This is a genomic window from Treponema peruense (assembly GCF_016117655.1).
Classification (GTDB): domain Bacteria; phylum Spirochaetota; class Spirochaetia; order Treponematales; family Treponemataceae; genus Treponema_D; species Treponema_D peruense.
The window spans coordinates 622,343-647,729 of the sequence record NZ_CP064936.1; the positions used below are offsets into that span (position 1 = coordinate 622,343).

Below are 25,387 nucleotides of genomic sequence, written 5' to 3' on the forward strand. Positions count from 1 at the left end.
TAATCTCCAATCCCGAAATCCAGCACGGGCTGTCCGACAGGAGCGGAACATTTCTTAGGCGGAGTGCCAGAGAGCCATTCGAACAAATCCTTGCGCTCGAAAAGACAGACTGCAATCTCGCAGCAAAAATGTGTGAAGCTCTTTGACGACTCACGGCTCATCTGCCGGAGTTTCAGGTACAGCAGATAGACAATCAGCGCGATCCAAATCTGCGTTCTCACCGCATTCCCGCTCTGCCCGTAGAATTTCTTTATGCGAAGGTTCTGCAAAAAGCACCTAATTTATCTTGGACAGATGTGATTTGAATTATAAAAAGAGACAGTTATTTCAGAACAGAACATGTCGCGCTGCATAACTTACATCTCCCCTTAGTTTATTATGCATATTATAACACATAACAGAAAATTTATCAACTTAAATTCAATTTTCTACAATCTTCCATTCGCCAAGTGTACGCTTTTCTGCATCAAAACTTACGCCGATTTTTACCAGGCGTTTGTCATTGCCGTTTTTATCTTTTGTAACTGAATACGGAATCAGATATCCTTTTGAATCAATCTGCGTAAGTGCTTCTTCTACTGTTCCGTCGAGTTTGAATTCAAAAACATAAACAGCACTTTCTGTTTCTACAACCATATCACTTCGGCCGGCAGCACTTGCTTCTTCTGTGCGGACTACATACGGCGTGCACAATCTTGCAATTAAATAGAATAAAGTTTTGTAGTGATTTTCATCCTGCTTTTCTGCATTATACGGAATCGAAGACAAAAAGGCTTTCATTTCTTTTAGTGCATCTTCAAGACGGTTTTCACGAAAAGCCTTTGTTATTCTTAAAATAAAACTGTCATTTTGAATTTGATCTTCTGTTGCGTAATAAGGCATAAGTGATTTTACAAAGCCCAGTCGCACCTCATCATTTGGAAATCCAAGTGTATATTCATAGCCGTCATAATTTTTGATTGTAAGATATCCGCTCTGATAAAGCATAGGAATTGGATTTGTCGCCGTTTCTGTCGGAGCGTCAAACATTTCAAGTGTTGCAGGAAATCCTTTGTCAAAACTTTCAGGATCCATATTGTATTTTTTTATTAGACGCGTAAGAATTGTCGGTGTTCCTGTTGCAAACCAATAATTTGTAAGTTTACTGTCAGAAAGAGCATTGAGTAAACTGAACGGATTGAAAATATCAGGTGACTTTTCTGTAAAATGATAACCGTCATATTTTTGAGTAAGAGCAGCACAGGCTTCGTCATAGGTCATATTGTTTTTATCTGCAAGCGCCTGGATTTCGCTCTTCATTTGAGAAAAAAGTTCTTCTTTTGTAATTCCACAAACAGCAGCATAATCATCTTTCATTGTAATAACTTTTAAATTATTCAATTCACTGAAAATACTCAGTTGGCTGAACTTGCTGATTCCTGTCAAAAAAACAAATCTTAAAATTCCACCCATATCTTTTAACGGACTAAATAGCTTGCGCACTTCCTGTTTTAGAATAAGCTGGAGTTTAGGATTATCCATTGTATCCAAAAGCGGCGCATCGTATTCATCTACAAGAATTACAGGTTCTGTGCCAGATTGTTCGTATGCAGCCTTAAGAAGTTCTGAAAAACGACTTCCCCATTCATAACCGTTTTTATTTGTAATCTGATATTTTTCTTCAAATTCACCAAGTTTATAATTCATATAAATTTGAAAAGTTTGTAAATCTGTAAATTTTGTTCCTGCAAAACTTAAATGAAAAACAGGATACTTTTTCCATTCTTTTTCGAGTTTTTCGATTGCAAGGCCTTCAAAAAGTTCTTTCTTTCCTAAAAAATAATCACGCAATGTCGAAATTAAAAGTGATTTTCCAAAACGACGCGGACGGCTCAAAAAATAAACGCGGTCTGTATGTGTCATTTTATAAACAATGTCTGTTTTGTCTACATAATAATAACCGTTGCGCCTAATCTGAGAAAAATCCTGCAACCCAATTGGAAAAAGTTTTAATTCTGCCATACGATTATTATATCTTGAAAAGTAACTATATTCAATGCAGAATATACTAGGAGTCTGACCATCTTAACTTCTTAAAACACGCTCTTTTTCACAAATTAAAGAGCTTGTTTATTTTTTTTTGAATCTTGTCTTTTATTTGTTTTTTGCAAGATTCAAGGCATACATGCGGCTTAAATTGTAAGCTGTAGTAACCAAATCTTATTCAATGGAAATGTTATCAATCCCACGCATAAGAAACTGACGGAACCCCATGACCCGTTTTATAATTCCGAATACAGGTTCAGAAGTAATCTTACGTTTATTGTAAATTTTCTGTCCGGGTTTCGTCTTGAGTCTCTTTTGCATTTTGTCGGTTGTCATCTGCTCTTCTGGATTTTCTTCCGGCAGTGCAGAAGGTAGATTTTCAAAAAGCTGTTCTACAGTTTTTCCGTGAGGCTCGCGTTTTGTCGCGCAGAAGAAGGACTTTTACAAAAACTTCTCTGAATGCTTCCTTGTTATTTTTCCTGAAATTGTTGATTGTATTGTGGTCAGGATGTTTCATACAGGTTATGTACATTGTCGGAATATCTGTATAACTTGCCTTTTCAATTGCATAGGCAGAAAACCTCTTTGTTGAGTAACTGTACATAAGCAGTTCGGTCATCATTACAGGATTGAACTGCTTACTTCCGCAGTCTCTTTCATTTACATGATAAGTCACTGTCGGTGAAATTGCCTCAACTGCTTCTATTATAAAGTGTACTATGTGATCTTTTGGAACCCAGTCCCTCAAATCCTGTTCAAACAAAAACGGAGTGTCACGGTCTACATCAACAAATCTTTCCATATCTGGAATTTTATAAGATTTGAAATGATTTGCAAATTTTTATGCTAATAAGATGGTCAAACTCCTAGGCAATTTTTATACCGCCGCAGGCTGCGTACTTGTAAAACAAGTGGGCATTATCTTTTCCCCGTGGTTGAAAATATCTTTATGTTCTGTTAAAATGCGGCATATTTCCAGATGTTACGTTTGTGATGAACGGCGGCAGAAAACTACTGTCTAATGAGCTTACGAAGTCTCTTATCCCACATCAACGAGTATATCAACACTACATTTTCTTTTTTTCTCATGGAGGACGTGATGAACAAGTACGTCAAGCGGTATCTTATTGATGCTATGAGCGGAATGGCGCAGGGACTTTTTGCCTCGCTTCTTATCGGAACAATTGTAAAGACTTTCGGACAGCAGCTTTTGCGGCTCGGAACAAATCCTGTCTTTGAATTCCTTGTAAATGCAGGAAACTTTGCCACTGACCCTCATGTTGTAGGCGCTGCAATGGCTGTCGGAATAGGATATGCCATGAAGGTTGCACCGCTGGTTCTTTTCTGTCTGGTTGCTGTAGGTTCTGCAGCGAATGTTTCAGGAGGGGCGGGCGGTCCGCTTGCAGTTCTTGTTATAAGTATACTTGCGGCTGAATGTGGTTCCCTCGTAAGCAAAAAGACAAAGATAGACATAATTGTTACCCCTTTTGTTACGATTCTTTCCGGGGCACTTTTGACTGTTCTCTGTGCCGGAATCATCGGAAAAGCAGCCGCGTCTTTCGGCAACCTCATTGTCTGGGCAACAACACTCAGACCTTTTGTAATGGGAATGATTATTTCTGTCGTTGTAGGCGTGGCTCTTACACTTCCTATAAGTTCTGCGGCAATATGTGCAGCTCTTGGACTTACGGGGCTTGCAGGAGGCGCGGCGGTTGCAGGCTGCTGTGCACAGATGGTCGGTTTTGCAGTAATGAGCTTTAAGGAAAACAGGTGGAGTGGTCTTCTTTCACAGGGACTGGGAACTTCCATGCTTCAGATGCCGAATATAATAAAAAATCCGCGTATATGGATTCCGCCGGTACTTGCATCTTTGATTACAGGCCCCGTTGCAACATGTCTCTTTAAGATGGAAATGAACGGCGCTGCTGTTTCTTCGGGAATGGGAACCTGCGGTTTTGTAGGACAGATTGGCGTTATTACAGGATGGTTCCAGCCTTCTGCCGCTGCAGTCCTTCACGGTGCTGTTCCGGTAACACCAGGCTTTATGGACTGGGCTGGTCTTGTGCTTGTGTGTTTTATTCTGCCAGGACTTCTGTCATGGCTGTTTTCTGCCGCACTCAGAAAAGCAGGATGGATAAAAGAAGGTGATCTGGTCCTTCCAGAATAATAAATAAGGCCGGTTGTTCAATTCGGAACAGCCGGCCTTATCTTTCAAATAATAATAATCCACCATCAGGTAGAATAATCTTATTGTTACAGTGTCTTTATAAAGCGGTCCACGTAGTCTTTAAGGTATTCTACTGTTCCGTCTACGCCAAGGCGACTACTGTTAATGCACATATCATAATTGCGTGAGTCACCCCATTTTCCGTTGCAGAAATGGTTGTGGTATGCCTTTCTGTTTCTGTCATGGCGCTCTATGGCAAGAGCAGCTTCCTTTGCAGAAAGAGAGCGGCGTTCCATTACGCGGTCAAGCTTTGTTTCGTAGTCGCCCAGAATAAATACAGAAAAGAGACCTTTTACCTCTTTGAACAAATCTTCAGAACAGCGTCCGACTATTACAAAAGATTCACCAGCCGCCGCCTTTTCCCTCAAAAGATCAAACTGCATCTCGGCAATGTTGACTGACGGTGAGTTTGAAAACCCCCTGACGGTTCTACTCAGAAACATTCTGCTGGGTGCCTCGTCATATTTTTCAAGTTTCTTTGCGTCAACATTTTTTGCGTCAGCAATTTCGTCAAGAAGATTTCTGTCGTAGAAAGGAATGTCAAGCAATTTTGCAATCTTGCGTCCAATCTCGTGACCGCCACTTCCGTATTCGCGTCCTATAGAAATTATTATCTGTTTGTCCATATTTCCCCCATGCTGGTCTTAACCATAAAATTGTAAATCCTGTTGACTGTGTTTGCAACCCTGAATTTAAAAAACTGAGCTGGCCACGAAAAATTCGCAGTCAGTTTTTGGATAGTATTTACAGATATCGTATAAAAATAAACACAGTACAGATTGTCATTACAATAACGGTTGCAGGCAGCGATTTTTTGCAGTATTCGCCCCATCCGACAGGGTGTCCTGATTTTGCAGCAACTGAAGTACCCACAACGTTTGCAGAAGCTCCGATAGGTGTTGCACTTCCTCCTATGTCTGTTCCCATTGAAAGGCTCCATGCAAGTGTTTCAAGCGGAACGCCTGTAGAAACAGAAAGTGCCTGTACAACAGGAATCATTGTTGCGGCAAACGGAATGTTGTCTATAAAGGCACTGGCAATTGCCGAACCCCAGACGATGATTGCTATCATAAGGTAAGTGTTACCTCCGCTGATTTTTCCGATAAAGCCTGCAACTATATTAAGAATGCCAGTTTCTTCAAGTCCGCCTACGACAACAAAAAGTCCTATAAAGAAAAGTAGCGTCTTGTAGTCCACGCGTTTCATTATTTCGCCGGTATGTTTTATGGAAGTAAGAATTGTTGCAGCTGCTATAAACGCACCGATTGTGGCAACCGTAAGTCCTGTCATGGCGTGTGTTACGAGCATAACAACGGCACAAAGGAAAATAACGCAGCTTACGGCAAATCCTTTTTTGTCTTTAATGGCACTTTCGGGACTGGGGAAAGTAGAAGTGTCAATGTTTGAATCTGCAGACACAAGTTCCTTTCTGAACGAAAAGTAAAAGAAAATAAGCGTAAAGACAAGTGAAATTCCTGCCATGGCACCTGTATTCATTATAAAGTCGCCGAAAGAATAGCCGAACGAAGTACCAATAATTATGTTTGGCGGATCACCGCACATTGTTGCAGAACCGCCCAGATTTGCACAGAAAATTTCTGCAAGAATCATTGGCACCGGGTTGAATTTAAGCAGGTGTGAAAGTTCAACGGTAACGGCAGCAAGAAACAGAATAACCGTAATGCTGTCAATAAACATTGCCAGCACTGTAGACATAAGCATGAATGTAATGAAGATAAGCTTTGTTTTGTAGTTAACGGTCTTTGCAATAAGCATGCACAGCCATCTGAAAAAGCCTACGCGGGCCATTCCTTCTACCATGACCATCATGCCGGCAATAAAGATAATCGTAGCCCAGTTGATTCCGCCGGAAGATTCTGAGGCTGAACCCGACTGGTACCAGAAACCGGCAGTAAAAATGCTTCCGATGTTAAGGGTGTGCTTTACTGCTTCAAGGCTGTGCAGTCCCAGTCCGAATACAAGAAGCAGCGTAAGGGCGCCGCTGACCAGCGTTACATAGTGCCGTTCAAATTTTTCGCTTATAATCAATGCAAACATTGCAACGAAAATAACGACGGCCAGAATCTGTGCAAGCATAGTTTTGTCCTTCTTTGTCTGAATTTGCGGCAGAAAAAGTAATTTTTGTAACATTCTGCCTGTTGTGCTGTTTATAAACTGATGGTTCTTTCCGAAAAATCGATAATATTATAGTAAGAACAATGTCTGTATTCAATAATATCTGTGTTAAAAGTATAAAAACCGCGTTATACTCATGGCAGTATTCATAAATTATAAAAGTTTGTAAAATGCAGGAAGAGAAAAAATGAGTGAAATTAAAATAAGAAGTGCTGTTCCGGATGATGCAGAAAAACTGCTTTCAATTTACGCACCGTATGTTACAGAAACCGCAATTACCTTTGAGTATGATGTACCTTCAGAAGAAGAGTTCCGTGCAAGAATAGAAAAAACGCTGGCCGTTTACCCTTTCATCGTGGCTGTCTGTGACGGAACAATCGTCGGTTATGCCTACGCTTCAAGATTCAGCGAAAGAAAGGCATACGACTTCAGTGTGGAACTTTCTGTTTACATAGACAAAAACTATCACGGAAAAGGACTGGGCCGCCGTCTTTACAGCGAGATGGAAAACAGGCTCTCCTTAATGCACATAACAAACCTTTACGCAAAAATAGCCGCAACGCCGCGAAAAGATGACCTTTATCTTACAGATGGCAGTATTCTTTTTCATGCCGCAATGGGTTTTGAAACAGTGGGAAAATTCACTTCCTGCGCATACAAATTCGGCGAATGGTATGACATGGTTTATATGGAAAAAAGGATAGTGCAGAGATGAAAAACAGAGAGAATGTACAGAAGCGTTCCAAAAACAAATCTGAACGCCGCAACGGTCTTTTGAGGCTTATAGTCGCGGCGTTTCTTATTCTTCTTCAGGGAGTGTGGTTCGTACTTGCCTTTACAATACTTGGCCAGTATTACCGCTGGATTTCAATGGCTGTTACTGCACTTTCGTTTTTTATCGTTCTTGTAATCTACGGAACCCACATCAATTCGGCACAGAAAATATCGTGGACAATACTTATATTTGCGCTCCCTGTTCTGGGAATTTTTATGTACATCTGGTTTACGGTATACGAGTCAACGGGGTTTATGAAAAAACGCTATGCCAAAATGGACTCGCAGCTTTTTCCTCTTCTTCCTGCCGACGGTACTGTCTTAAAAAAACTGGAGCGCACAGATTTTACTGTTGCCAATATGTTCCGGTATGTTTCGACAAAATCGCACTTTCCGGTTTATGATGCAACTGACACAAAATTTTTTGCCCATGCCTCTGACGCATTTGAAGTTCAGCTTGAGGCGGTAAAAAATGCAAAAAAATTTATCTTCATGGAATATTTTGCAGTAGAAGACACCGAAGCCTTTCACGAACTGGAATCAATTCTTGTAAAAAAAGTTTCAGAAGGCGTGGAAGTGCGTCTGCTTTACGATGACATAGGCAGTATAAGCTACGTAACATATTCATTCAAAAAAAGACTCGAAGCCGAAGGAATAAGATGCCGCGTGTTTAACCCCGTTCTGTTCCCTGTATTCCATGTGTTTTTGAATCACCGCGACCACAGAAAAATAACCGTAGTTGACGGAAAAATAGGTTTTACAGGCGGATACAATATTGCCAACGAATACTTTAACATAACGCACCCGCACGGCTACTGGAAAGACACTGGGGTAAAGCTTGAAGGCGATGCAGTAAAAAGCCTTACGATGATGTTTCTTGAAACATGGAATGCCATAAATATTAAAGAAAGAAATATTGACAACTTTGACAAATATCTTTCGCAGAGTGAACCTTCTGCAAAAAGTGCCGGTTTTATTCAGCCTTATGCAGACAGCCCCATGGATCACGCCCACACCGGTGAAGACGTTTACATGAACATAATAAATGCCGCAAAGCATTACGTTTACATAAGCACACCTTATCTCATCATAATGGACGAAATGTCAAAGGCGCTTTGTCTTGCGGCCGAACGAGGTGTAGACGTAAGAATAATAACGCCCGGAATTCCTGACAAAAAAATTATTTACAAACTTACGCGTTCCTATTACACGCGGCTTGTTCGTAGCAGGGTGAGAATTTTTGAATATACTCCCGGATTTAACCATGCAAAACAGGTTGTAAGTGATGACTGCATTGCGACCTGCGGAACAGTAAACTTTGATTTCAGAAGTTTTTATTACCACTTTGAAGACGGTGTACTGATGTATAACTGTGACGCTGTGGGACAGATAAAAAGAGACTTTGAAATTACCTTCCCGCAGTGCCGTGAAGTAACAGAAAAATACAGAAGTGAGCGCAATATAGCAAGCCATTTTATAGACGGACTGTTCAGGCTGTTTGCGCCGCTGCTTTAGGCTGCCCTATGTTAACATACGCAATTGACAGGGACGGAACGCTCCCCATGTACCGCAAGCTGTACGAACTTATAAAAACAGACATCCTGCGCGGTAACCTCGCCGCCGGGCAAAAGCTGCCTTCACGCAGAGCACTCGCCGGCAATCTTGGCCTTGGGGTTTCGACTGTAGAAAACGCCTATTCCCTTCTGGAAGACGAAGGATATATCTGTTCTCAACCGCAACGAGGTTTTTTTGTCGCTGACATAACCGCAGCCGTTTCACATACAACCGGCGCCCGCACTTCTGTACCCCAAAAACACCCCTCTTCGGCGGCTCAGAATCTTTATGCAGACTTTTCGGCAAACAGGACTTCTGCAGATGACTTTCCGTTTTCTGTGTGGGCAAAAATTGTGCGCACAGTCCTTTCAGAAAACCGGGACGAACTCATGACGCCTTCACCGGCCGCCGGAACGCTTGAACTGCGCACGGCAATAGCAGAACATCTGTGTGCATTCCGGGGCATGAATATAGATCCGCTCTGTATTGTTGTGGGGGCGGGAACAGAATACCTTTACGGCCTTTTGATTCAGCTTCTGGGCTTTGAAAAAAAATATGCTTTGGAAAACCCAGGCTATTCCAAAATACAGAAAATTTATTCAAGTTACGGTGTATGCTGCAAAACTCTGGACATGGACGAAAGCGGAATAAAAATAGACGCGCTTAAAGAAACAGGAACAGAAGTTGTTCACGTGTCACCTTCACACCATTTTCCTTTGGGACTCGTAATGCCTGTTTCCAGAAGATACGAACTTCTTTCGTGGTCTTCACAGCAGAACGGCCGCTACATTGTAGAAGACGATTACGACGGCGAGTTCAGGTTTACGGGAAAGCCGTTGCCGACGTTAAAGAGCATAGACGCTTTGGGAAACGTAATTTACATGAATACATTTACAAAAACCCTGGCTTCTACAATCCGCATAAGTTACATGGTACTTCCGCCTCAGCTTATGGAAGAATTCAACAGAAGGCTGGGTTTTTATTCGTGCACGGTGCCTGCTTTTGAACAGTATGCCCTTGCGCGTTTTATGAAAGGCGGTTTTTTTGAAAAGCACATAAACAGAATGAGAAAAGCCTACCGAACAAAGCGTGATTTATTGATAGAAGGGCTTGAAAAAAATTCTTTGCACGGCGGAATAAAAATTCTTGAAGAAAACGCCGGGCTTCATTTCCTTGCAAGATTTGACCTTATCTGTACCGATCAGGAATTCAGGCAGAAACTTCTTGAACACGGAATAAAAATGGAACCGCTTTCTTCATATTATGAAAATCCTCCCGCAGTGGCAGAACATTATTTTGTAATAAGTTATTCGTCTGTCCCCTGCGAAAGAATTGCCGGTTGTGCTGAACTTATTGCAAAAACGTTTACTCAGTGCCGCCGGACTTGAGCGGTGTTATCGAAACAGAAAGATCTTTTCCTACAAGAATTGAATATTGTGCAGTTTCTTCGGGTTCGGAATCTTCCCACGGCCTTGCGTACGAGAATGTAACCGTTGTTGAACCCTCTTTCTTTGGAACTATTGTAAAAGTGTAGTTTGAAGGGGCACCTGTTACGCCGTCCTTTCCTGTATATTCACTTTTTTCGTTAATTTCAATGATTCCGGGTGAAGAAAATTCATAATTCCAAGTGTAGCCTGTACTTGGGTTTCCCTGAAGCTTAATTGTCATGTTTTCTTTTGCTGCGCAGGATGCAAGTATAAGACCGGCAAGTCCGAACATTCCTGCAGAAATAATGCCTTTATGTGATTGTTTTTTCATACTGATAATAAAACCTCCTGACTTTTGTAAAGTTACGTTGTTTGAAATGAATTTATCTTTGCAATGAACTGTTCCTGCGCGGGAAGCGTCTGTTTCAGAAGCTGAGTGGCGGCTGCAATGTCGTTTGCCCTTAAATAATCAGTGATTTTTGTGTAGGCTTCATACATGAATGTTACCGAAAGGTTTCCGGCCATTCCTTTGAGAGTGTGCGCATTTTCTGTTGCTGTTTTTATGTCGTTTTCTTCTATATATTTGAGAACTTCCAGATTTTGTACGCTTGCAGGCATTTTTTTAAGCATTTTTTCAAGAAAAGCGGTGTTTCCTATAAAGCGTTCGAGTGCATTGTCTGTATCTACACCCGAGTTTTTCATTTCTTCTATAAAGTCCATGTTTTTCTCCTTTTGACAGGCCGCAATGTCTCTTTGTAACTAAATAAATTATAAGGAGTTTTTTTGTTTTTCTCAATTATTTTTTTTGTTTCTTGTCTTAAAGTGCGTGTCTATTGGGTTTTCACGTGTTGATTGATGGCGAAAATTATATAAAAAAATTCCGCAGGAAACGTTTCCAGTAATTTTTTGCAGTTTTTGACGTATTTTTGATAAAAACATAATAAAATTCATTAAATTATATAAAAAAAAAGCTCTCAATATTATTTTTAGGATAAAAGTATATATTTTCTTGACAAATTATAATTGCAAATATAGGATAATATTATAACAGAAGTATCGCTTAACCTCCTTTGCGATATTTCGCCAGGTGGCAGTGCATTCATAGGATGTGTTTTACTGGCAGGCGGGGCGGGGATTTTCTCCGTTCCGCCAACTTTTTACGGGGAAACGATGAATATTTTTAGGAAAATTTACATACTGGTTCTTGCGGTTCTTGCAGGCATTTCTTTTGCGACGGCACAGAATGCTGTTCCGGGTACATTTGAAAATGCAGCTCCTGCAGGACTTGAGAAAATCCTTAAGGCAGACAAAAAAGTAAATCCTTCTGAAAATGAACTTGTTGTATATTATCTTCGAGATGATGCTTCTTACGAAAACTGGGCTTTGTGGATTTGGGCTATTCCGGGTGGAGACGGAAACTCTATGTGGAAATATTCACAGGACTGGAGCGTTACCGATGGCGTTGCATACATGCGCTTTGCACTTGACGGTTCTTCCAGCGGCGGAATAAAACCCGTTTCTTCTGACGGAACAGTAGGCCTTATTGTAAGACAGGACGGCGGCTGGACAAAAGACGGCAGTGATGACCGCATCTGGAATATAGAAAAATCAAATAAAGTTGCAATTATTTCGGGCGACCAGAATACCTATGCAGCAGAAGAGTATAAACCTTCTTTTGTGTCTGCAGAACTTCTTTCACAGGACAGTATAAGCCTTACGCTGTCAGGAAAATATGCGCTTTCTTTGGACGGATCTGATTTCGGTTTTACAGTAAAGAATAGGTCCGGCAAAGTTTACGATGTTCTTTCGGTAACAAATGCTGATTCTACAGATAAAAATGACAATTTTACTTCACGCATTCTTATAAAGCTCAACGAAAAAGTTTCTGTAAGTGACAGCCTGGCTGTTTCAAACGCAGCATTCCGCGGAACAGTTGCAGTAGACAGCCGCAAGCTTTCTGTAAAACTCGCAGAGTCTATGATTCCGGGGGCAGATGTTGAACTTGGAGCCGCTTATTCAAATGGAAAAGTGCGCTTTAATCTCTGGGCTCCGACATCTTCAAATGTACGCGTAAATATTTATAAAAAGGGTGATGCATCAAAGGCAGACTACACGGTTCCGATGACTTTTGATTCTTCTACCGGTGTCTGGACTGCGGAATTTTCCCGCGTAAACCCCGACGGAATGTTCTATGACTATACGCTTCAGAATTCAAAGGGTTTGGTAACAGTTCTTGACCCTTATGCAAAATCAATGGCGGCTTATAAAAATCTTGGCGGTTGTGGTCGTGCAGCAATTGTAGACTTGAACAGCCCCAAAGCTTTTCCCGAAGGCGGAATGGATGCTCCTTATTATAATCTTGCAAAAAGGGAGGATGCTGTAATTTACGAAGTTTCTGTACGTGATTTTACGATTGGAAACGATTCCAGTGTCAAAGCTGTTCCGGGAACATATAAAGCCTTTATAGAAAAAATTCCGTATCTTAAGGAACTTGGAATTACACATGTTCAGCTTCTACCTGTTCTTAACTTCTATAATAATGACGAAACAGACAAATCTTATGATAACCGCGGCGTCGTAAACGGCAGCAACTACAACTGGGGTTATGATCCGCACAATTATTTTACTCCCGAAGGCTGGTATGCCTCTGACGCTTCTGATCCCTACGCAAGAGTAAGGGAACTGCGCGAACTTATTAACGAAATCCATAAAGCTGGAATGGGTGTTCTGCTTGATGTGGTTTACAATCACATGGGAAATGCTGCTCTTCTTGACGATATTGTTCCAGGTTATTATTTTAGAATGAACGAAAACGGCGGTTTTAAGAGCAATTCTGGCTGCGGAAACGATACCGCAACTGAACGCGCCATGATGAAACGCATTGTGACAGATTCAACGGAACACTGGGTAAAAAATTACCGTGCAGACGGATTCCGCTTTGATCTTATGGGACTTATGGAAGCTTCTTCTGTAGAAGATTCATATAAAGCATGCGCCGCAGTTAACCCGAGTGTTCTTTTTGAAGGCGAAGGCTGGAAGATGTACAACGGTGAGCGCGGTACAGTTGGAATGGACCAGAACTACATGAAAAAGACAGATAATGTTGCTGTCTTTAACGACGAGTTACGTGATCTTGTAAAGGCAGGCGGCTTTAACGAAACAGGACTTGGTTTTATTACCGGCAAAAGCGTGAATACCGCGCGGCTGTTCAGCAACATATGCGGTGTTCCGACTGCAAACTACAGGGCAGACGACCCGGGCGACAACCTGCAGTATCTTGTGTGCCATGACGGACTTACTCTGCATGATGCTGTTGTAAACAATGTGCACCTTGCCGAACCGCAGAATACAGCCGAAGTGATAAGCAGAATAAAGCTTGGAAACGCGCTTGTTCTTACATCTCAGGGGATTGCCTTCCTTCATGCAGGACAGGAACGCGGCCGTACAAAACCGAATGTAAACAAAGCGCGTGCAGAAAGCATAAATAATTTTGTACGCAACAGTTATGATTCTTCTGACAACATAAATCAGATTGTCTGGACATTGGATGAACAGTACGAAAACCTTCTTGAGTACACTAAAGGCCTTGTTGCTTTAAGAAAAAACACAGAAGCGTTCAGACTGGGGGACGCAGACCTTGTACAGAAGTCGGTGAAGTTTATAAATACCGGTGATGAAGAAAGCCAGGTTCTTGCATATTCAGTTAAAGCAGACAAAAAAACTTACATTGTTGCATTCAACTGCAGTACAAAAAAAGTAACTGTCAAAACAAAGATGAATCTTAAAAATGCAGAAGTTCTTGCAGACGCAAATACAGCCGGAACAACTGCAATAAGCATACCTGAGGGAGTTGTTATAAAAGGAAAAAACGTAGTTCTGGAACCGCTTACGGCAACAGTTATCTGCGTTCAATAATACAGTAAGTTTTCCGGTAAAAACGCCGGCGAAATAGGAGGAAAAAATGAAAAAGACACTTTGTCTTATGGCTGCGGTCGCTCTTTGTGCAACAAGCGTATTCGCAAAAAAAGTAAACCTTACGGTTTGGGAATCTGACGGTCCTGAAAAGAGTTATATTCTTTGGGCAGCAAAGGAATACCAGAAACTCAACAAGAACGTTAAGATTAAGTATGAGCCTGTTGCTTCTACAGATGCACGCGCAAAAATTGAACTTGACGGACCTGCAGGAGTAGGAGCAGACATTTTCGTAGCTCCCCACGATCATATTGGTGCGCTTGTAAACGGAGGACACGTTCTTCCAATCGAAGATGCATCTTATATTGATTCATTTGTTGACGCAGCAAAGATGGGTGCTTCATACAAAGGCAGTGTATACGGACACCCACTCGGAATCGAGACATACGGTCTTTTCTACAACAAGGATCTTATTCCTGAACCACCAAAGACTTGGGACGATATAATCAAGTTTGCAAAGACATTCAATGACAAGTCACAGAACAAGTATGCTCTCGTTTGGGCAGTAGGCGACGGATACTACGGATATATGTTCATGTCATCTTTCGGAGCACAACTTTTCGGACCAAACGGTGATGATCGTGCTCAGCACAACATCAACAGCCCCGAAGCTATACAGGGTCTCAAGTACTTCCAGAGCCTTCGCTCACAGATTCTTGACGTTCCTTCAGCAGATATGACAGGCGACTTCTGCAACTCTTCTTTCACAGAAGGAAAGGCTGCAATGATTATCACAGGTCCTTGGAAGACTACTGACTTTAAAAAGAGCGGAATCAACTTTGGAATCGCTCCTCTTCCTGAATTCCCCGGACAGGGAAAACCTGCAACTTCTTTCTCAGGTGTACGCCTTGCATTCGTCAGCGCATACTCAGAGAATCCTGAAGAAGCAGAGGACTTTGCAAAGTTCCTTACTTCACGCGTAAATCTTCTTCGCCGCTTTGAGTTTACAAAGCAGATTCCACCACGCAAGGACATCTCAACAGATGATCCTCTCAGCAACGGAATCCTTGAGCAGACAAAGTACGCTGTTCCGATGCCAACTATCCCACAGATGGGCACATACTGGTCAGCAATGAACAGTGCTTACGGCGGAATCTGGGACGGAGACGATGTAGTAACCGATCTTAACAGTGCTGCAAAGGCAATGGAATCGGCCCGCTAAGCGTTTTCAAAAATAATAACTGCGGAGAGAGATTTTTTGTGCATTCTCTTTCCGCGGTTTTTTTTCGTAAAAATTAATTGCCACCATTGCAAAATAAAACAAGGAGTTTTTGATGAGGCAAAATGAAAACCCGTCAAAGGTTAACCCGGCTCTGCCACTTTATGCAACAATTGCTTCCTCTTGTTGCATGGGAATGGGCCACATTCTGTTCTTGAAGCAGTACTTCAGGGGCGCACTGTATCTTATTTTTGAAATTCTTATGATATTGGGCTGCACTCCGGTATTTGATTTCGGTATTCCAAAGTCAATTTATGGTCTTATTACGCTCGGTTCCCCAAAACCGGCCGGAACACCGGTAAGGCTGCTTGACCATTCAATTTTTATGATGGTAGAGGGAATCCTGACCCTCATTATTATTGCGATTTTTATTGTCTTTTATATAAGCAATATCCGCTCTGCAAGAAAAGATGCAAAGCAGATTGTTGCAAACGGACGTTTCCCCACTCTTGCAGAAACAAGAAACGAGCTTTCACAGACTGCATTCCCAATTATCGGAGTAGCACCGTCTGTTCTTATGATTGCTATTTTTACGGTTATTCCGCTTGTTTTCTCTGCACTGGTTGCGTTTACAAACTATTCTTCACCGGATCATATTCCGCCGAAGAACCTGGTAGACTGGGTTGGTTTTGAAAACTTCAAGCACCTTTTCGTTGGTAAAGGAATAGGTGCCAGCGGAAGTAACTGGCCTAAAGCTTTTGCACGCGTTGCTGTCTGGACTGTAATCTGGGCGGTTTTTTCTACATTTACTTGTTTCTTTGTTGGTTTTTTCTTTGCAGTTGTTCTTCAGGACAAGCGCATCAAGATTCCAAAGTTCTACAGAACAATTTTTATTCTTCCTTATGCCATTCCGCAGATGCTTTCGCTCTTTATCTGGGCAAACCTTCTTAACGGAACATTCGGACCTGTTAACCGCACGCTCCAGTATTTCGGAATTATCCAGAAGGCTATTCCGTGGATGAGCGACCCGAACATGGCAAAGCTTACACTTATTCTTGTAAACATCTGGATCGGATTCCCGTATTCCATGATTCTGATTACAAGTACAATGACTTCAATCTCTTCTTCAATGTATGAAGCAGCACAGATTGACGGTGCAAACAAGTGGCAGCAGTTTAAGGATATTACGTTCCCGCTCGTTATGTACCAGCTTAAGCCTACACTTATTATGCAGTTTGCCGGTAACATAAATAACTTCGGTGCAGTTTTCTTCCTTACAGGAGGCGGACCTGCTCTTAACATCGGAAACACAAACGTAAGTATTTCTACGCAGGCTGGATCAACGGATCTTCTTATTTCGTGGATTTACAAACTTACAATGTATTCGAATGAATACAACACTGCTTCGGTTCTTTCAATTCTTGTATTTATTGTTCTTGTACCGTTTGCCCTGTACAACTTCACCCGTACCAAATCATTTAAGGATAGCGAAATATGAAACAGAACAGAACGAACAGCAACTCACCGGTTGTCTGGTTTTTGACAATCATTCTGATTGTTCAGGTTTTGATGATTTTGTATCCGATTGCCTTTACAATCAGTTCTTCTTTGACAGAATCGAACTCACTTGCTTCTACAAGCATTGTTCCGTTCCCGACACATCCGTCCCTTTACCAGTATCAGAGGCTTTTTACAGAGTCAAGCTATCTGCACTGGTACGGAAACACGCTTTTTGTTGCCTGTCTTAACACAGTAATTACTGTAGTTATCTGTAGTTTCACAGGTTATATCTTCAGCCGTTTTACCTTTCCGTTCCGCAAGGGAATTATGGCTTCTATGGTTATTCTGCAGATGTTCCCGAGCTTTATCGGAATGGTTGCAACTTATGTAATTCTGTGGAAGCTTAATGCCCTTAACACTCTGTGGGGACTTGTGCTGGTTTATTCTGCCGGCAGCATTCCGTTTAACTCATGGCTTATGAAAGGCTACTTTGATACTGTTCCGAAAGACATTGCCGAAGCAGCCTACATTGACGGTGCTACTCCATTTACTGCTTTCATCAAGGTAATTGTTCCTTCTGCAAAGCCGCAGATTGTGTTCCTGGCGCTCACAAGCTTTACCGGACCGTGGATGGACTTTATCTTCCCGAAACTTGTTCTCAGAAGCGATGACAAAAAGACTCTTGCCGTAGGACTTTATGAAATGATCAGCGGACGTTCTGCCGACCGTTTCACAATGTTTGCAGCCGGTGCCCTTCTTGTTGCCATTCCGTTTACCATTCTTTTCTGCGCAGGACAGAAGACACTTCTTCAGTCTCTCGCTGGAACAGGTGGTAAAGAGTAATATAGTTTCCAACTTCCGCTGGTGGCGGAAGTTGGAAACGTTCAGAATTAACACTTCTGCTTTGCAGAATTGTTAATTCTGACAGGGCTCTGTTTTAAAAAGAACGGACGGTCGAAATTGCAAGAAACCGAATATAATCCGCTTTCTTGCGGACTAAGTTTGAAACTGAGCTGACGATTGAAACTTATAATTTAAGTGAGGATTTATGAAAACATCTTCTTTCAAAAGGCGCCCGTATTTTGCTGCGAGCGCCGTTTTTTTTGCAGCAGTATTTGCCGGCCAGCTTTTGTCCTGCGCCGCAACATCACCGGCCGCCAAAACAGTTGATCCTGCAAAGGCAGTAACAGAACTTGCACCTGTAACAAGACTTGCAGCCAAACCTTCAGAAGGCGTTTACTACAGCTTGTTCGTTCGTTCTTTTGCAGATTCAAACGGTGACGGAATAGGTGATTTTAACGGAATAACCGCAAAACTTGACTACCTTAATGACGGAAATGACCTTACTACAAGCGATCTTGGCATTACAGGCATCTGGCTTCTGCCGATATTCCCGTCACCTTCCTACCACGGATACGATGTAGATGACTATTACAACGTAAACCCCGACTACGGAACAATGGAAGATTTTGAAAACATGGTTGCTGAATGCAAAAAACGCGGAATCTCTGTAATCATTGATATGACATGCAACCATTCTTCCTCTTACAACGACTGGTTCAAGGCTTCACGCGACCCAAATGATCCCCATCATGACTGGTACCGCTGGGCAAAAGAAGGCGACCCCCGCTACAATTTAAAGCAGCAGATGTGGGGACATGATCTCTGGAACGAAGATTTCAAGAACAAGGGCTATTATTATGCCGGACTTTTTGGAAAGCATATGCCTGAATTCAATCTTGACAACAAGGAACTCCGTGCTGAATTCAAAAAAGTAATGAAATTCTGGTTTGACAAGGGCGTTTCAGGATTCAGATACGATGCTGCAGGACACGTTTACAACCGTGCCGAACTTGCTGCAGGTGAAGAGTCTGCCTCAAAAGCTGTAGCCTGGTGGAAAGAAATCATTGACTACAACAAAAGCGTTTACCCCGACCAGTATTCTCTGGGTGAAGTATGGGAAAACAATTCCGTTCGCGCGCAGTATGTTGCAGGCCTGGGATCATGCTTCCATTTTGACATCGGCGACAAGTACATTGCTGACGAACTCAAATACAATGATGCAGGAAAAAACACCTATGCAAATATGCTTGAGTCCGACCTTGGACGCTATGCGCGCTCAAATCCTGACTACATAGATGCACCGTTCCTTTCCAACCACGACCAGCCTAGAGTAGGCGGAGTGCTGAGGGGAGACACTGCAAAATTAAAGACTGCCGCTGCAATGTATCTTCTGTCTGAAGGAGTCCCGTTCATTTACTACGGCGAAGAACTCGGAATGAAGAGCGGAACAAAAGACGAAACAAAGCGCACACCTATGCTCTGGAACACAAGTAATTCTGCTGGCATACCAAAAGACAAAATGCAGACAACTTGGGCAGCCGCAAGTGACTGTATTTACAACAAAAAGACACTTTCTGTTGCAGAACAGGAAAAAGACCCGTCATCACTTCTTGAATATTACAAACGCCTGATCCGCGTAAAGACAGCACATCCGGCTTTGTTCAAGGGAAGACTTCACGCTGTAGATACAGGAGCGGCTGGAATTTCATCCTGGGCAATGGTATGCGACACTGAGCGTGCCTTTGTAATGCACAATCTTTCAAAAGAAGAGGTAACATTCAGCGTACCTGCAGACTATGCAGACCTTGCAGCCGTTTTTGTTTCAGGAACAGACGTTGCAGTTAACGGCAGCCAGATAACAATTCCTTCTCTCGGAACAGTTGTTCTGGCCGGAAACTGATTTTTGCAGACCGATTAAATCTTTTGTATATGCAGTGCGCAGCTTCTGAAGTCGCCCCAGATGCGCTCAATGCGCAGTCCGCAGTTTCTTAAAGTTGAGCCTGCATAGTTTTCCAAAGAGCGGCTTGTTCCGTCGTCGCAGTACATGCTCACGGAATAAGCCGCTTTTTCGTCAAGGCCGTGTATCTTAACGAATCTTGAATGAAAATTGGGTCTGTTCAAAACCTGTACGCAGACCGCGAAAGCCTGTGATCAGTCCTTTGCCGCAACTTACCAAACATCCCAGTCACTTTCCGATGCCGAACTTATCCTGCAGAGAGCCGCGCTTCCAAGGTCAGAAAGCTGGCGGTTCATGTCCCATTTTACATAAAAAATATCTGCCGACCTGATTATGCCGGACGCCCGTATGTGAGATTTGCGTTAAAAAAACTTTGCTTTTTTTAACATTCCATATTATAATTATATAAAAGGGCGGCAGTTTGCCGTATATATCAAAATAATAACAGGAGAAATAGTATGAATAAGTCAATATCTGCACAGGGATTTACATTAAAAAAGGATCAGTCTGATCTTATCAACCAGAAACTTCAGCGCATTGCATATGCCGAAAGCCATATTGTTGATTTAATCATTCATGTTAAAGAAGATAAAAAATTCTATTTTGATGCAACGGTTAATTTCCGCTGGGGTGCAAATGCTCATGTAGCAAGCGATGATTTTGATTTTGCCGCCGGAGTAAACAAACTCATGGATGTTCTTGACGTAAAGGTTAAGAAAGAAAAGGACAAGGTTCAGGAAAAGAAATAAATTGAATTAAAAAAAAGTCTTTTTTTGTGCGGACTTTTTCACGACGCCCTCTGAAAACGGTTAAATCTGTGAGTACTGGGGGCGTCTTTATTTTAAATGCGCTTTACTGCCCGTTTATCTTGTGTAGGAAGATTCTATTGAAAGATTTGCGCGGTATTTTGCAACTGTGCGCCGGGCTATTTTTATTCCCCTTTTTTCAAGTTTATCTGCAATTTTCTGGTCACTGAGCGGTTTTGCGCTACCTGCGTTTTGGGCGAGTATTTTCTTTATTTCATGCAGAATATTGTCCCGGCTTAAGTCGGCTTTGTCTGCGACCTGGTTTGTAAAGAAATATTTTATGTCAAAAAGTCCCCATTCGCACTGCAGGAACTTGCTGTTTGCCATGCGCGAGACTGTTGTTTCGTGAACGCCGAGTTCGGCAGCTACATCGGACTGCCTGAGCGGTGAAAGATGTCCGGGACCTTTTTCAAAAAATTCGTGTTGTTTTTTTACGATAATACAGCAGGCCCTGTGTATTGTTGACTCGCGGTATTTTATGCTTTCTATAAAATTACGTGCCTGCTTTAAGTTTTCCTGAATCTTTTCCGAGCCGGGCGTTTCTTTCGATGCCAGCTTCTGCAGTTCGGGGTTGACGGTTACAAGAGGAACATTGTCCTGTGAAAGCCGCACCAGCCAGGCGCGTTCCCCGTAAGTAACAATGCCTTTGTCAAAGTTGTCTGCATCAAAACTCTGTACAAGCGGTTCTACAAAAATGTCCGGTGCTATGTAGTGCGTGCCCGAACTTCCGAAATTTCTTGCAGGAAAAGGATCCAGCGTGCGTATAAACTTAAGCGCTTCTTCTGCTTCCTGTTCTGTTCCGGTTACGGATGCATATTTCTGGTCAGCGCTGTCGGCAATCATCTGTGCGCGTTCTTTCTGGAACTGCTTTATTTTTTTTGCTATTCTGTCTATTTTTGGCGGATCAAGAAAGTCAAAGTGCCCGTCCAGAATAAAAAGCGCACTCTGCGGTGCATCTTCCCTTAACCGCGCCTGGGCAAAAAGACTTTCTTCTGTTCCCGAAGTGCATGTGCCCACCGGATCCAACTGTTGTATCAAAAGAATTGTTTCTTTAAGAAGAGCCGGCGTTTGTGAAGGATCGTTTTTGTCAAGAAGTGACTCTGGGGCAAGAATATGAAAGCCCTTGTCGTTAAGGTTGTAGATGAGCCGCTCACCGATTTTTCTCTGTGCATCACTCATCCTCTGGCTGCGGAACTGTGAAAGAAGGTGATCCTGGAGCGACATTCTTTCATCGGCCTTTGCCTCAAGTGCTGCCTGAAAGTTTTCTGACGCAAGTTCTGCTGCGGCTCCTGTTGAAGAGGTAACCCTTGTGTAGTCAGAAGGACCGCGCGTATGCCCCACAGTAACTGCCGGATTTTTTTCGGCCTCGTCGTATACGGCTTTGCAAAGATCCATATTTCCCATGGCAAGAAGTTCAAGGGACTGAATCTGCTTTTGGCTCATAATCTGAACCTGAGTCTGTTTTTGCTGCTGTTTTAGCTCGAGGCCTGTCATACAGATACTATAGCACAAAAAACGCATTGGCGGTATACTGGAAGCCATGAAAAACTTTGAAGAATTCGGTCTTGAAATTCCCGAAATACTTTTACCAAAAGACAAAAACCTGGAAAAATGGAGCGTGATTGCCTGTGATCAGTACACACAGGACGTTGACTACTGGAAGCGTGCCGCAGAAATAGTGGGTAGTGCTCCATCGACCCTGAATATTATTCTTCCCGAAGTTTACCTTTCTTCCCCTGACAGAAAAGAAAGAATAGAAAAAATACGTTCAACAATGCGCAGTTATCTGAATGACGGCACGTTTGATCCGCCCAAAAAAGGCTTTGTTTATGTTGAACGCAAGACCGGCTACGGCAGAATACGCCATGGACTTGTTGCAGCCGTAGATCTTGATGCCTATGAGTGGAAGCCCATGAGCAGTGCCCTTGTACGCGCAACAGAAGCCACAATAGTTGACCGTATTCCGCCTCGCAAAGAAATAAGACGAGATGCTCCTGTAGAGAGCCCCCATATAATGCTTCTTGTAAACGACCCGGAACACAAACTTGTAGAAGCTGCCGGTGATTATGCAAAAAAGAATATGCCTGTTTACGATGGAGACCTTATGCAGAATGCAGGTCACATAACAGGATGGATGGTTTCTTCGGAAAGTGAAATAAACAGAGTATATGAAGCTCTTGATTATCTGAAGAAAGCCGGAACAGCATCTGACGGAAGTTCGTTCCTTTTTGCTGTAGGAGACGGAAACCATTCCCTTGCTACTGCAAAGGCAGTCTGGGATGAATACCGCGAAGAACTCAGGGCACAGGGCAAGTCAAAGGAAGAAATAGCCTCTTCACCGGTAAGATATGCGCTTGTAGAAATTGTGAATATTTATGATACAGGACTCACTTTTGAGCCCATTCACCGTGTACTTTTCAATACAGATGCTTCTGCCCTTGAACTGTTTGTCAAAGAAAAGCTTGGCGGTGTAATTACGCAGTGTGACAGTGAGCGCGAACTTGAACAGAAAGTCAGGGAATCAACGGCTTCGTTTGGTTTTGTTCACTATTGTGATGAATGTAAAAAAACTGTGTACGAGTGCCTTGAAACTCCTGTGACAGAACTTGCAGTAAGCCGTCTTCAGCCTGTTCTCGATGCCTTTATTGCGCAGAATACAGAAATACAGATTGACTACATACACGGAAGCGATGAAGTATTCCGCCTTGGCCAAAAGAAAGGCGCAGTTTCCATACTTCTGCCGCCTGTTGCAAAAGATTCGTTCTTTGACACAATCAACAAAAGCGGCCCTCTTCCAAGAAAGAGTTTTAGTATGGGTGAAGCAAGTGAAAAGCGTTTCTACCTTGAATGCAGAGCGCTGTTCCGCTAGATAATACCAGGCGCATACAGGGATGCATCTTGTGTGCGCTTAATTTTTTGTGATTCTGATTATAAAATACCCGAACTTTTCGGCTTTGGAATCTCCTATTCCGTAACATTCCTTGAGTTCCTGCTGCGACTTCGGCTTTTTTGTCGCTATGTCAAGGAGTGTTTTGTCTCCGAAAATGACATAGGGCGGAACATTGAGTTCGTCTGCCGCCATTCTTCTCCACCGTCTGAGTTCTGCTTCTATGCGTTTTCCTTCTTTATCATCATCAGGAATCTGCTTAGGTGCTTTTCTAAGGACAGCCGTGCTCTTTTTGGGAGAATTTTCATCAAATGACACCGGCAGACGGATCTCTGTTCGTGAACGCAGCGCCTGTTTACCAGCATCTGTTACGTAAAGGACCGAATGTTCTTCTGTTTTTGCAAGAAGACCGTATTCTATAAGACAGTCGCAGAGTTCCAGCCATTTCTGGCGGTCAAGGGTGCGGCCTATTCCCCAGGTGCTTATTTCATTGTGCCCGTTTTCTACAATGCGTGAGGCCTTTGATCCCATAAGAACGTCAATAACGTAATGTGTCCCGAACCGTTCCCCTGTACGAAGTACGCAGGAAAGGAACTTCTGTGCGCAGACAGTCATGTCTTTTTCTTCACCGCCGCCACTGGAACATATATCGCAGCACTGGTCAGTTGTGGCTTCCGTATTGAATTCCCCAAAGTAAGACAAAAGCTGCCGTCTTCTGCATGTGTGGGATTCGGCATATTTTATCATTCCCTGCAAAAGTTTTTCTGACTTTGTTCCGTCTGCATTTTCGCTGAAAAACCATCTTATTTTTCTAATGTCTGCAGGACTGTAGAGAAGAAGTGCTTCTGCGGGGCTTCCGTCACGGCCGGCGCGTCCTATTTCCTGATAGTACTGTTCAACTGACTTTGGCATGTCATAGTGAATTACGTAGCGTACATCGGGTTTGTTTATTCCCATACCAAAGGCAACTGTTGCTACAATCACGTCGGCCCTGTCGCTTATGAATGCTGCCTGGTTGCGGCTTCTCTCTTCGTCAGAAAGTCCTGCGTGGTATTTAAGGGCTTTTATTCCGCTTTCACAGAGGACAGCATGAAGTTCATCTACCTGTCTTCGTGAAAAGCAGTATACTATTCCTGTCTGGCCTTTGTGCGAGCGTATAAAATCAATTACCTGCAGGGGAGGATTGTTTTTTCTTCTTACGTCAAGAAAAATATTCGGCCGATTGAAGCTTGTTACAAGAACTGCCGGGTTTTCCATGCGCAGGTTGCGTACAATGTCATTCTGAACCTGTTTTGTTGCGGTTGCTGTCAGTGCAAGGCATGTTGCCCCTTTGAATTCTTCACGCACCGATGCAATTTCCATATAATCGGGCCTGAAGTCGTGTCCCCATTCGCTTATGCAGTGTGCTTCATCTATTGTAATGCAGCTGAGTTTTACGTTTCTTGAGTGAAGCAGATCGCGTATTCTTTCTGTAGCAAGACCTTCGGGTGAAACGTAGAGAAGTTTTATCTGACCGCGTCTTATTCTGTCGCAGACGGCCGTGTATTCGTTCCATTCCAGTGAAGAATTGATAAAGGCGGCGGCGATCCCAAAAGACTCAAGCTGTGTTACCTGATCCTGCATCAGGGCAATGAGCGGTGAAATTACAACCGTGAGTCCTTCTGACAAAAGAGCAGGTATCTGGTAGCAGAGAGATTTTCCGCCGCCGGTGGGCATTACGGCAAGAGTGTCCCTTCCGTCCAGAACATTCTGGATAACGGTTCTCTGCAACGGCCTGAAACTGTCATAACCGAACACGCTTTTGAGAATCTGTTCCGGTGTACCTTTATAACCGGACTGGACAGAATCATCCTGTTCTACAGAAAAATCATCACCCGTAAATAAAAAAGAAGTCTGTGCCGACAAGTCGCGAATTTTTGCCATAAGCAGATTATAGCCGACTTCGTTCATTTATTGAACCTCCGTTTTGGCATTTTTGGCTTTGGTACTTGAAAATAAATTAAAAATATGCTATAGTATCAAAACATGCCGGCTTGGTGAAATGGTAGACACGAAAGACTCAAAATCTTTTGCGCGCGAGCGTGTCTGAGTTCGAGTCTCAGAGCCGGTATATAGGGTTG

At 42.8% G+C, this 25,387-nt stretch carries 20 protein-coding genes, 1 tRNA gene and 1 pseudogene; 12 read left to right on the forward strand and 10 right to left on the reverse strand.

Annotation, left to right across the window (positions count from 1 at the left end; all coding sequences use genetic code 11):
- Nucleotides 1-420 precede the first annotated feature (420 nt).
- The 3 genes from IWA51_RS02965 to IWA51_RS02975 form a co-directional block, all read right to left on the reverse strand.
- Nucleotides 421-2,001 carry an ATP-binding protein gene (locus IWA51_RS02965; RefSeq protein WP_198443122.1) on the reverse strand — a complete coding sequence of 527 codons (1,581 nt, stop codon included), beginning with the start codon at nt 1,999-2,001 and terminating at the stop codon, nt 421-423.
- Nucleotides 2,002-2,199: 198 nt separating this feature from the next.
- Nucleotides 2,200-2,361: a transposase gene (locus IWA51_RS12895; protein ID WP_198443124.1), complete on the reverse strand. Its 162-nt coding sequence runs from the start codon at nt 2,359-2,361 to the stop codon at nt 2,200-2,202.
- A gap of 43 nt (nt 2,362-2,404) precedes the next feature.
- Nucleotides 2,405-2,827: a transposase gene (locus IWA51_RS02975; protein ID WP_198443126.1), complete on the reverse strand. Its 423-nt coding sequence runs from the start codon at nt 2,825-2,827 to the stop codon at nt 2,405-2,407.
- Nucleotides 2,828-3,124: 297 nt separating this feature from the next.
- On the opposite strand from IWA51_RS02975, the gene IWA51_RS02980 reads away from it, so the two are divergent.
- Nucleotides 3,125-4,192 carry a PTS sugar transporter subunit IIC gene (locus IWA51_RS02980; protein ID WP_198443127.1) on the forward strand — a complete coding sequence of 356 codons (1,068 nt, stop codon included), beginning with the start codon at nt 3,125-3,127 and terminating at the stop codon, nt 4,190-4,192.
- Between the two features lie 86 nt (nt 4,193-4,278).
- On the opposite strand, the gene IWA51_RS02985 is transcribed toward IWA51_RS02980, so the two are convergent.
- Both IWA51_RS02985 and IWA51_RS02990 read right to left on the reverse strand, forming a co-directional pair.
- Nucleotides 4,279-4,878 (reverse strand): cytidylate kinase-like family protein, encoded by a 600-nt coding sequence (locus IWA51_RS02985; RefSeq protein ID WP_198443129.1) that lies wholly within the window; start codon nt 4,876-4,878, stop codon nt 4,279-4,281.
- A 118-nt stretch (nt 4,879-4,996) separates the two neighbouring features.
- Complete coding sequence (locus tag IWA51_RS02990; RefSeq protein ID WP_230402697.1) at nt 4,997-6,403, reverse strand: ArsB/NhaD family transporter; 1,407 nt, start codon at nt 6,401-6,403, stop codon at nt 4,997-4,999.
- Nucleotides 6,404-6,575: 172 nt separating this feature from the next.
- Between IWA51_RS02990 and IWA51_RS02995 the strand changes: the two genes are divergently transcribed.
- The 3 genes from IWA51_RS02995 to pdxR are packed head-to-tail and all read left to right on the forward strand — an operon-like array spanning nt 6,576 to nt 10,104.
- Entirely contained in the window at nt 6,576-7,103 is a 528-nt protein-coding gene (locus tag IWA51_RS02995; RefSeq protein ID WP_198443131.1) for a GNAT family N-acetyltransferase, read from the forward strand.
- A complete protein-coding gene (cls, locus tag IWA51_RS03000) occupies nt 7,100-8,677 on the forward strand; it encodes a cardiolipin synthase (protein ID WP_198443133.1) in 1,578 nt (525 codons plus the stop codon). The genes IWA51_RS02995 and cls overlap by 4 nt, the downstream gene beginning before the upstream one ends.
- 8 nt (nt 8,678-8,685) lie before the next feature.
- Complete coding sequence (gene pdxR / locus IWA51_RS03005) at nt 8,686-10,104, forward strand: MocR-like pyridoxine biosynthesis transcription factor PdxR (RefSeq protein ID WP_198443135.1); 1,419 nt, start codon at nt 8,686-8,688, stop codon at nt 10,102-10,104.
- On the opposite strand, the gene IWA51_RS03010 is transcribed toward pdxR, so the two are convergent.
- Nucleotides 10,082-10,474 carry a protease inhibitor I42 family protein gene (locus IWA51_RS03010; protein WP_198443136.1) on the reverse strand — a complete coding sequence of 131 codons (393 nt, stop codon included), beginning with the start codon at nt 10,472-10,474 and terminating at the stop codon, nt 10,082-10,084. The genes pdxR and IWA51_RS03010 overlap by 23 nt on opposite strands.
- 32 nt (nt 10,475-10,506) lie before the next feature.
- Entirely contained in the window at nt 10,507-10,863 is a 357-nt protein-coding gene (locus IWA51_RS03015; RefSeq protein WP_177528537.1) for an Hpt domain-containing protein, read from the reverse strand.
- Between the two features lie 450 nt (nt 10,864-11,313).
- Between IWA51_RS03015 and IWA51_RS03020 the strand changes: the two genes are divergently transcribed.
- The 5 genes from IWA51_RS03020 (at nt 11,314) to IWA51_RS03040 (ending at nt 19,517) form a co-directional block, all read left to right on the forward strand.
- On the forward strand, nt 11,314-14,058 hold the full coding sequence (locus IWA51_RS03020) for an alpha-1,6-glucosidase domain-containing protein (RefSeq protein ID WP_198443137.1): 2,745 nt from the start codon (nt 11,314-11,316) through the stop codon (nt 14,056-14,058).
- A 46-nt stretch (nt 14,059-14,104) separates the two neighbouring features.
- The gene (locus IWA51_RS03025) at nt 14,105-15,277 is read left to right on the forward strand and encodes a sugar ABC transporter substrate-binding protein (RefSeq protein WP_198443138.1); all 1,173 of its coding nucleotides are present in this window, start codon (nt 14,105-14,107) and stop codon (nt 15,275-15,277) included.
- Between the two features lie 112 nt (nt 15,278-15,389).
- On the forward strand, nt 15,390-16,772 hold the full coding sequence (locus IWA51_RS03030) for a carbohydrate ABC transporter permease (RefSeq protein ID WP_198443139.1): 1,383 nt from the start codon (nt 15,390-15,392) through the stop codon (nt 16,770-16,772).
- Complete coding sequence (locus tag IWA51_RS03035) at nt 16,769-17,617, forward strand: sugar ABC transporter permease (RefSeq protein WP_198443140.1); 849 nt, start codon at nt 16,769-16,771, stop codon at nt 17,615-17,617. The genes IWA51_RS03030 and IWA51_RS03035 overlap by 4 nt, the downstream gene beginning before the upstream one ends.
- A 205-nt stretch (nt 17,618-17,822) precedes the next feature.
- Complete coding sequence (locus IWA51_RS03040) at nt 17,823-19,517, forward strand: alpha-amylase family glycosyl hydrolase (protein ID WP_198443141.1); 1,695 nt, start codon at nt 17,823-17,825, stop codon at nt 19,515-19,517.
- 14 nt (nt 19,518-19,531) lie between these two features.
- Here the strand turns inward: IWA51_RS03040 and IWA51_RS03045 are convergent.
- Nucleotides 19,532-19,756: pseudogene (locus IWA51_RS03045) on the reverse strand (GH36 C-terminal domain-containing protein); the annotation flags it as partial.
- Between the two features lie 276 nt (nt 19,757-20,032).
- Between IWA51_RS03045 and IWA51_RS03050 the strand changes: the two are divergent.
- Nucleotides 20,033-20,323 carry an HPF/RaiA family ribosome-associated protein gene (locus IWA51_RS03050; protein WP_177528530.1) on the forward strand — a complete coding sequence of 97 codons (291 nt, stop codon included), beginning with the start codon at nt 20,033-20,035 and terminating at the stop codon, nt 20,321-20,323.
- A 114-nt stretch (nt 20,324-20,437) separates the two neighbouring features.
- Here IWA51_RS03050 and rpoN read toward each other — a convergent pair whose 3' ends face one another.
- Nucleotides 20,438-21,874 (reverse strand): RNA polymerase factor sigma-54, encoded by a 1,437-nt coding sequence (gene rpoN / locus IWA51_RS03055; RefSeq protein ID WP_198443145.1) that lies wholly within the window; start codon nt 21,872-21,874, stop codon nt 20,438-20,440.
- Between the two features lie 46 nt (nt 21,875-21,920).
- Here rpoN and IWA51_RS03060 point away from each other — a divergent pair, with 46 nt between their 5' ends.
- Nucleotides 21,921-23,249, forward strand: a complete 1,329-nt coding sequence (locus IWA51_RS03060; RefSeq protein WP_198443147.1) for a DUF1015 domain-containing protein — start codon at nt 21,921-21,923, stop codon at nt 23,247-23,249.
- Nucleotides 23,250-23,288: 39 nt separating this feature from the next.
- On the opposite strand, the gene recQ is transcribed toward IWA51_RS03060, so the two are convergent.
- On the reverse strand, nt 23,289-25,217 hold the full coding sequence (recQ, locus tag IWA51_RS03065) for a DNA helicase RecQ (protein WP_230402698.1): 1,929 nt from the start codon (nt 25,215-25,217) through the stop codon (nt 23,289-23,291).
- A 77-nt stretch (nt 25,218-25,294) separates the two neighbouring features.
- On the opposite strand from recQ, the gene IWA51_RS03070 reads away from it, so the two are divergent.
- A tRNA-Leu gene (locus IWA51_RS03070) sits at nt 25,295-25,377 on the forward strand.
- Nucleotides 25,378-25,387 lie beyond the last annotated feature (10 nt).

What these genes read in the sequence shown, in the direction of transcription:
- IWA51_RS02965 (WP_198443122.1), bottom strand. Translation starts at nt 2,001, where the DNA reads ATGGCAGAATTAAAACTTTTTCCAATTGGGTTGCAGGATTTTTCTCAG.
- IWA51_RS12895 (WP_198443124.1), bottom strand. Translation starts at nt 2,361, where the DNA reads ATGACAACCGACAAAATGCAAAAGAGACTCAAGACGAAACCCGGACAG.
- IWA51_RS02975 (WP_198443126.1), bottom strand. Translation starts at nt 2,827, where the DNA reads ATGGAAAGATTTGTTGATGTAGACCGTGACACTCCGTTTTTGTTTGAA.
- IWA51_RS02980 (WP_198443127.1), top strand. Translation starts at nt 3,125, where the DNA reads ATGAACAAGTACGTCAAGCGGTATCTTATTGATGCTATGAGCGGAATG.
- IWA51_RS02985 (WP_198443129.1), bottom strand. Translation starts at nt 4,878, where the DNA reads ATGGACAAACAGATAATAATTTCTATAGGACGCGAATACGGAAGTGGC.
- IWA51_RS02990 (WP_230402697.1), bottom strand. Translation starts at nt 6,403, where the DNA reads ATGTTACAAAAATTACTTTTTCTGCCGCAAATTCAGACAAAGAAGGAC.
- IWA51_RS02995 (WP_198443131.1), top strand. Translation starts at nt 6,576, where the DNA reads ATGAGTGAAATTAAAATAAGAAGTGCTGTTCCGGATGATGCAGAAAAA.
- cls (WP_198443133.1), top strand. Translation starts at nt 7,100, where the DNA reads ATGAAAAACAGAGAGAATGTACAGAAGCGTTCCAAAAACAAATCTGAA.
- pdxR (WP_198443135.1), top strand. Translation starts at nt 8,686, where the DNA reads ATGTTAACATACGCAATTGACAGGGACGGAACGCTCCCCATGTACCGC.
- IWA51_RS03010 (WP_198443136.1), bottom strand. Translation starts at nt 10,474, where the DNA reads ATGAAAAAACAATCACATAAAGGCATTATTTCTGCAGGAATGTTCGGA.
- IWA51_RS03015 (WP_177528537.1), bottom strand. Translation starts at nt 10,863, where the DNA reads ATGGACTTTATAGAAGAAATGAAAAACTCGGGTGTAGATACAGACAAT.
- IWA51_RS03020 (WP_198443137.1), top strand. Translation starts at nt 11,314, where the DNA reads ATGAATATTTTTAGGAAAATTTACATACTGGTTCTTGCGGTTCTTGCA.
- IWA51_RS03025 (WP_198443138.1), top strand. Translation starts at nt 14,105, where the DNA reads ATGAAAAAGACACTTTGTCTTATGGCTGCGGTCGCTCTTTGTGCAACA.
- IWA51_RS03030 (WP_198443139.1), top strand. Translation starts at nt 15,390, where the DNA reads ATGAGGCAAAATGAAAACCCGTCAAAGGTTAACCCGGCTCTGCCACTT.
- IWA51_RS03035 (WP_198443140.1), top strand. Translation starts at nt 16,769, where the DNA reads ATGAAACAGAACAGAACGAACAGCAACTCACCGGTTGTCTGGTTTTTG.
- IWA51_RS03040 (WP_198443141.1), top strand. Translation starts at nt 17,823, where the DNA reads ATGAAAACATCTTCTTTCAAAAGGCGCCCGTATTTTGCTGCGAGCGCC.
- IWA51_RS03050 (WP_177528530.1), top strand. Translation starts at nt 20,033, where the DNA reads ATGAATAAGTCAATATCTGCACAGGGATTTACATTAAAAAAGGATCAG.
- rpoN (WP_198443145.1), bottom strand. Translation starts at nt 21,874, where the DNA reads ATGACAGGCCTCGAGCTAAAACAGCAGCAAAAACAGACTCAGGTTCAG.
- IWA51_RS03060 (WP_198443147.1), top strand. Translation starts at nt 21,921, where the DNA reads ATGAAAAACTTTGAAGAATTCGGTCTTGAAATTCCCGAAATACTTTTA.
- recQ (WP_230402698.1), bottom strand. Translation starts at nt 25,217, where the DNA reads ATGAACGAAGTCGGCTATAATCTGCTTATGGCAAAAATTCGCGACTTG.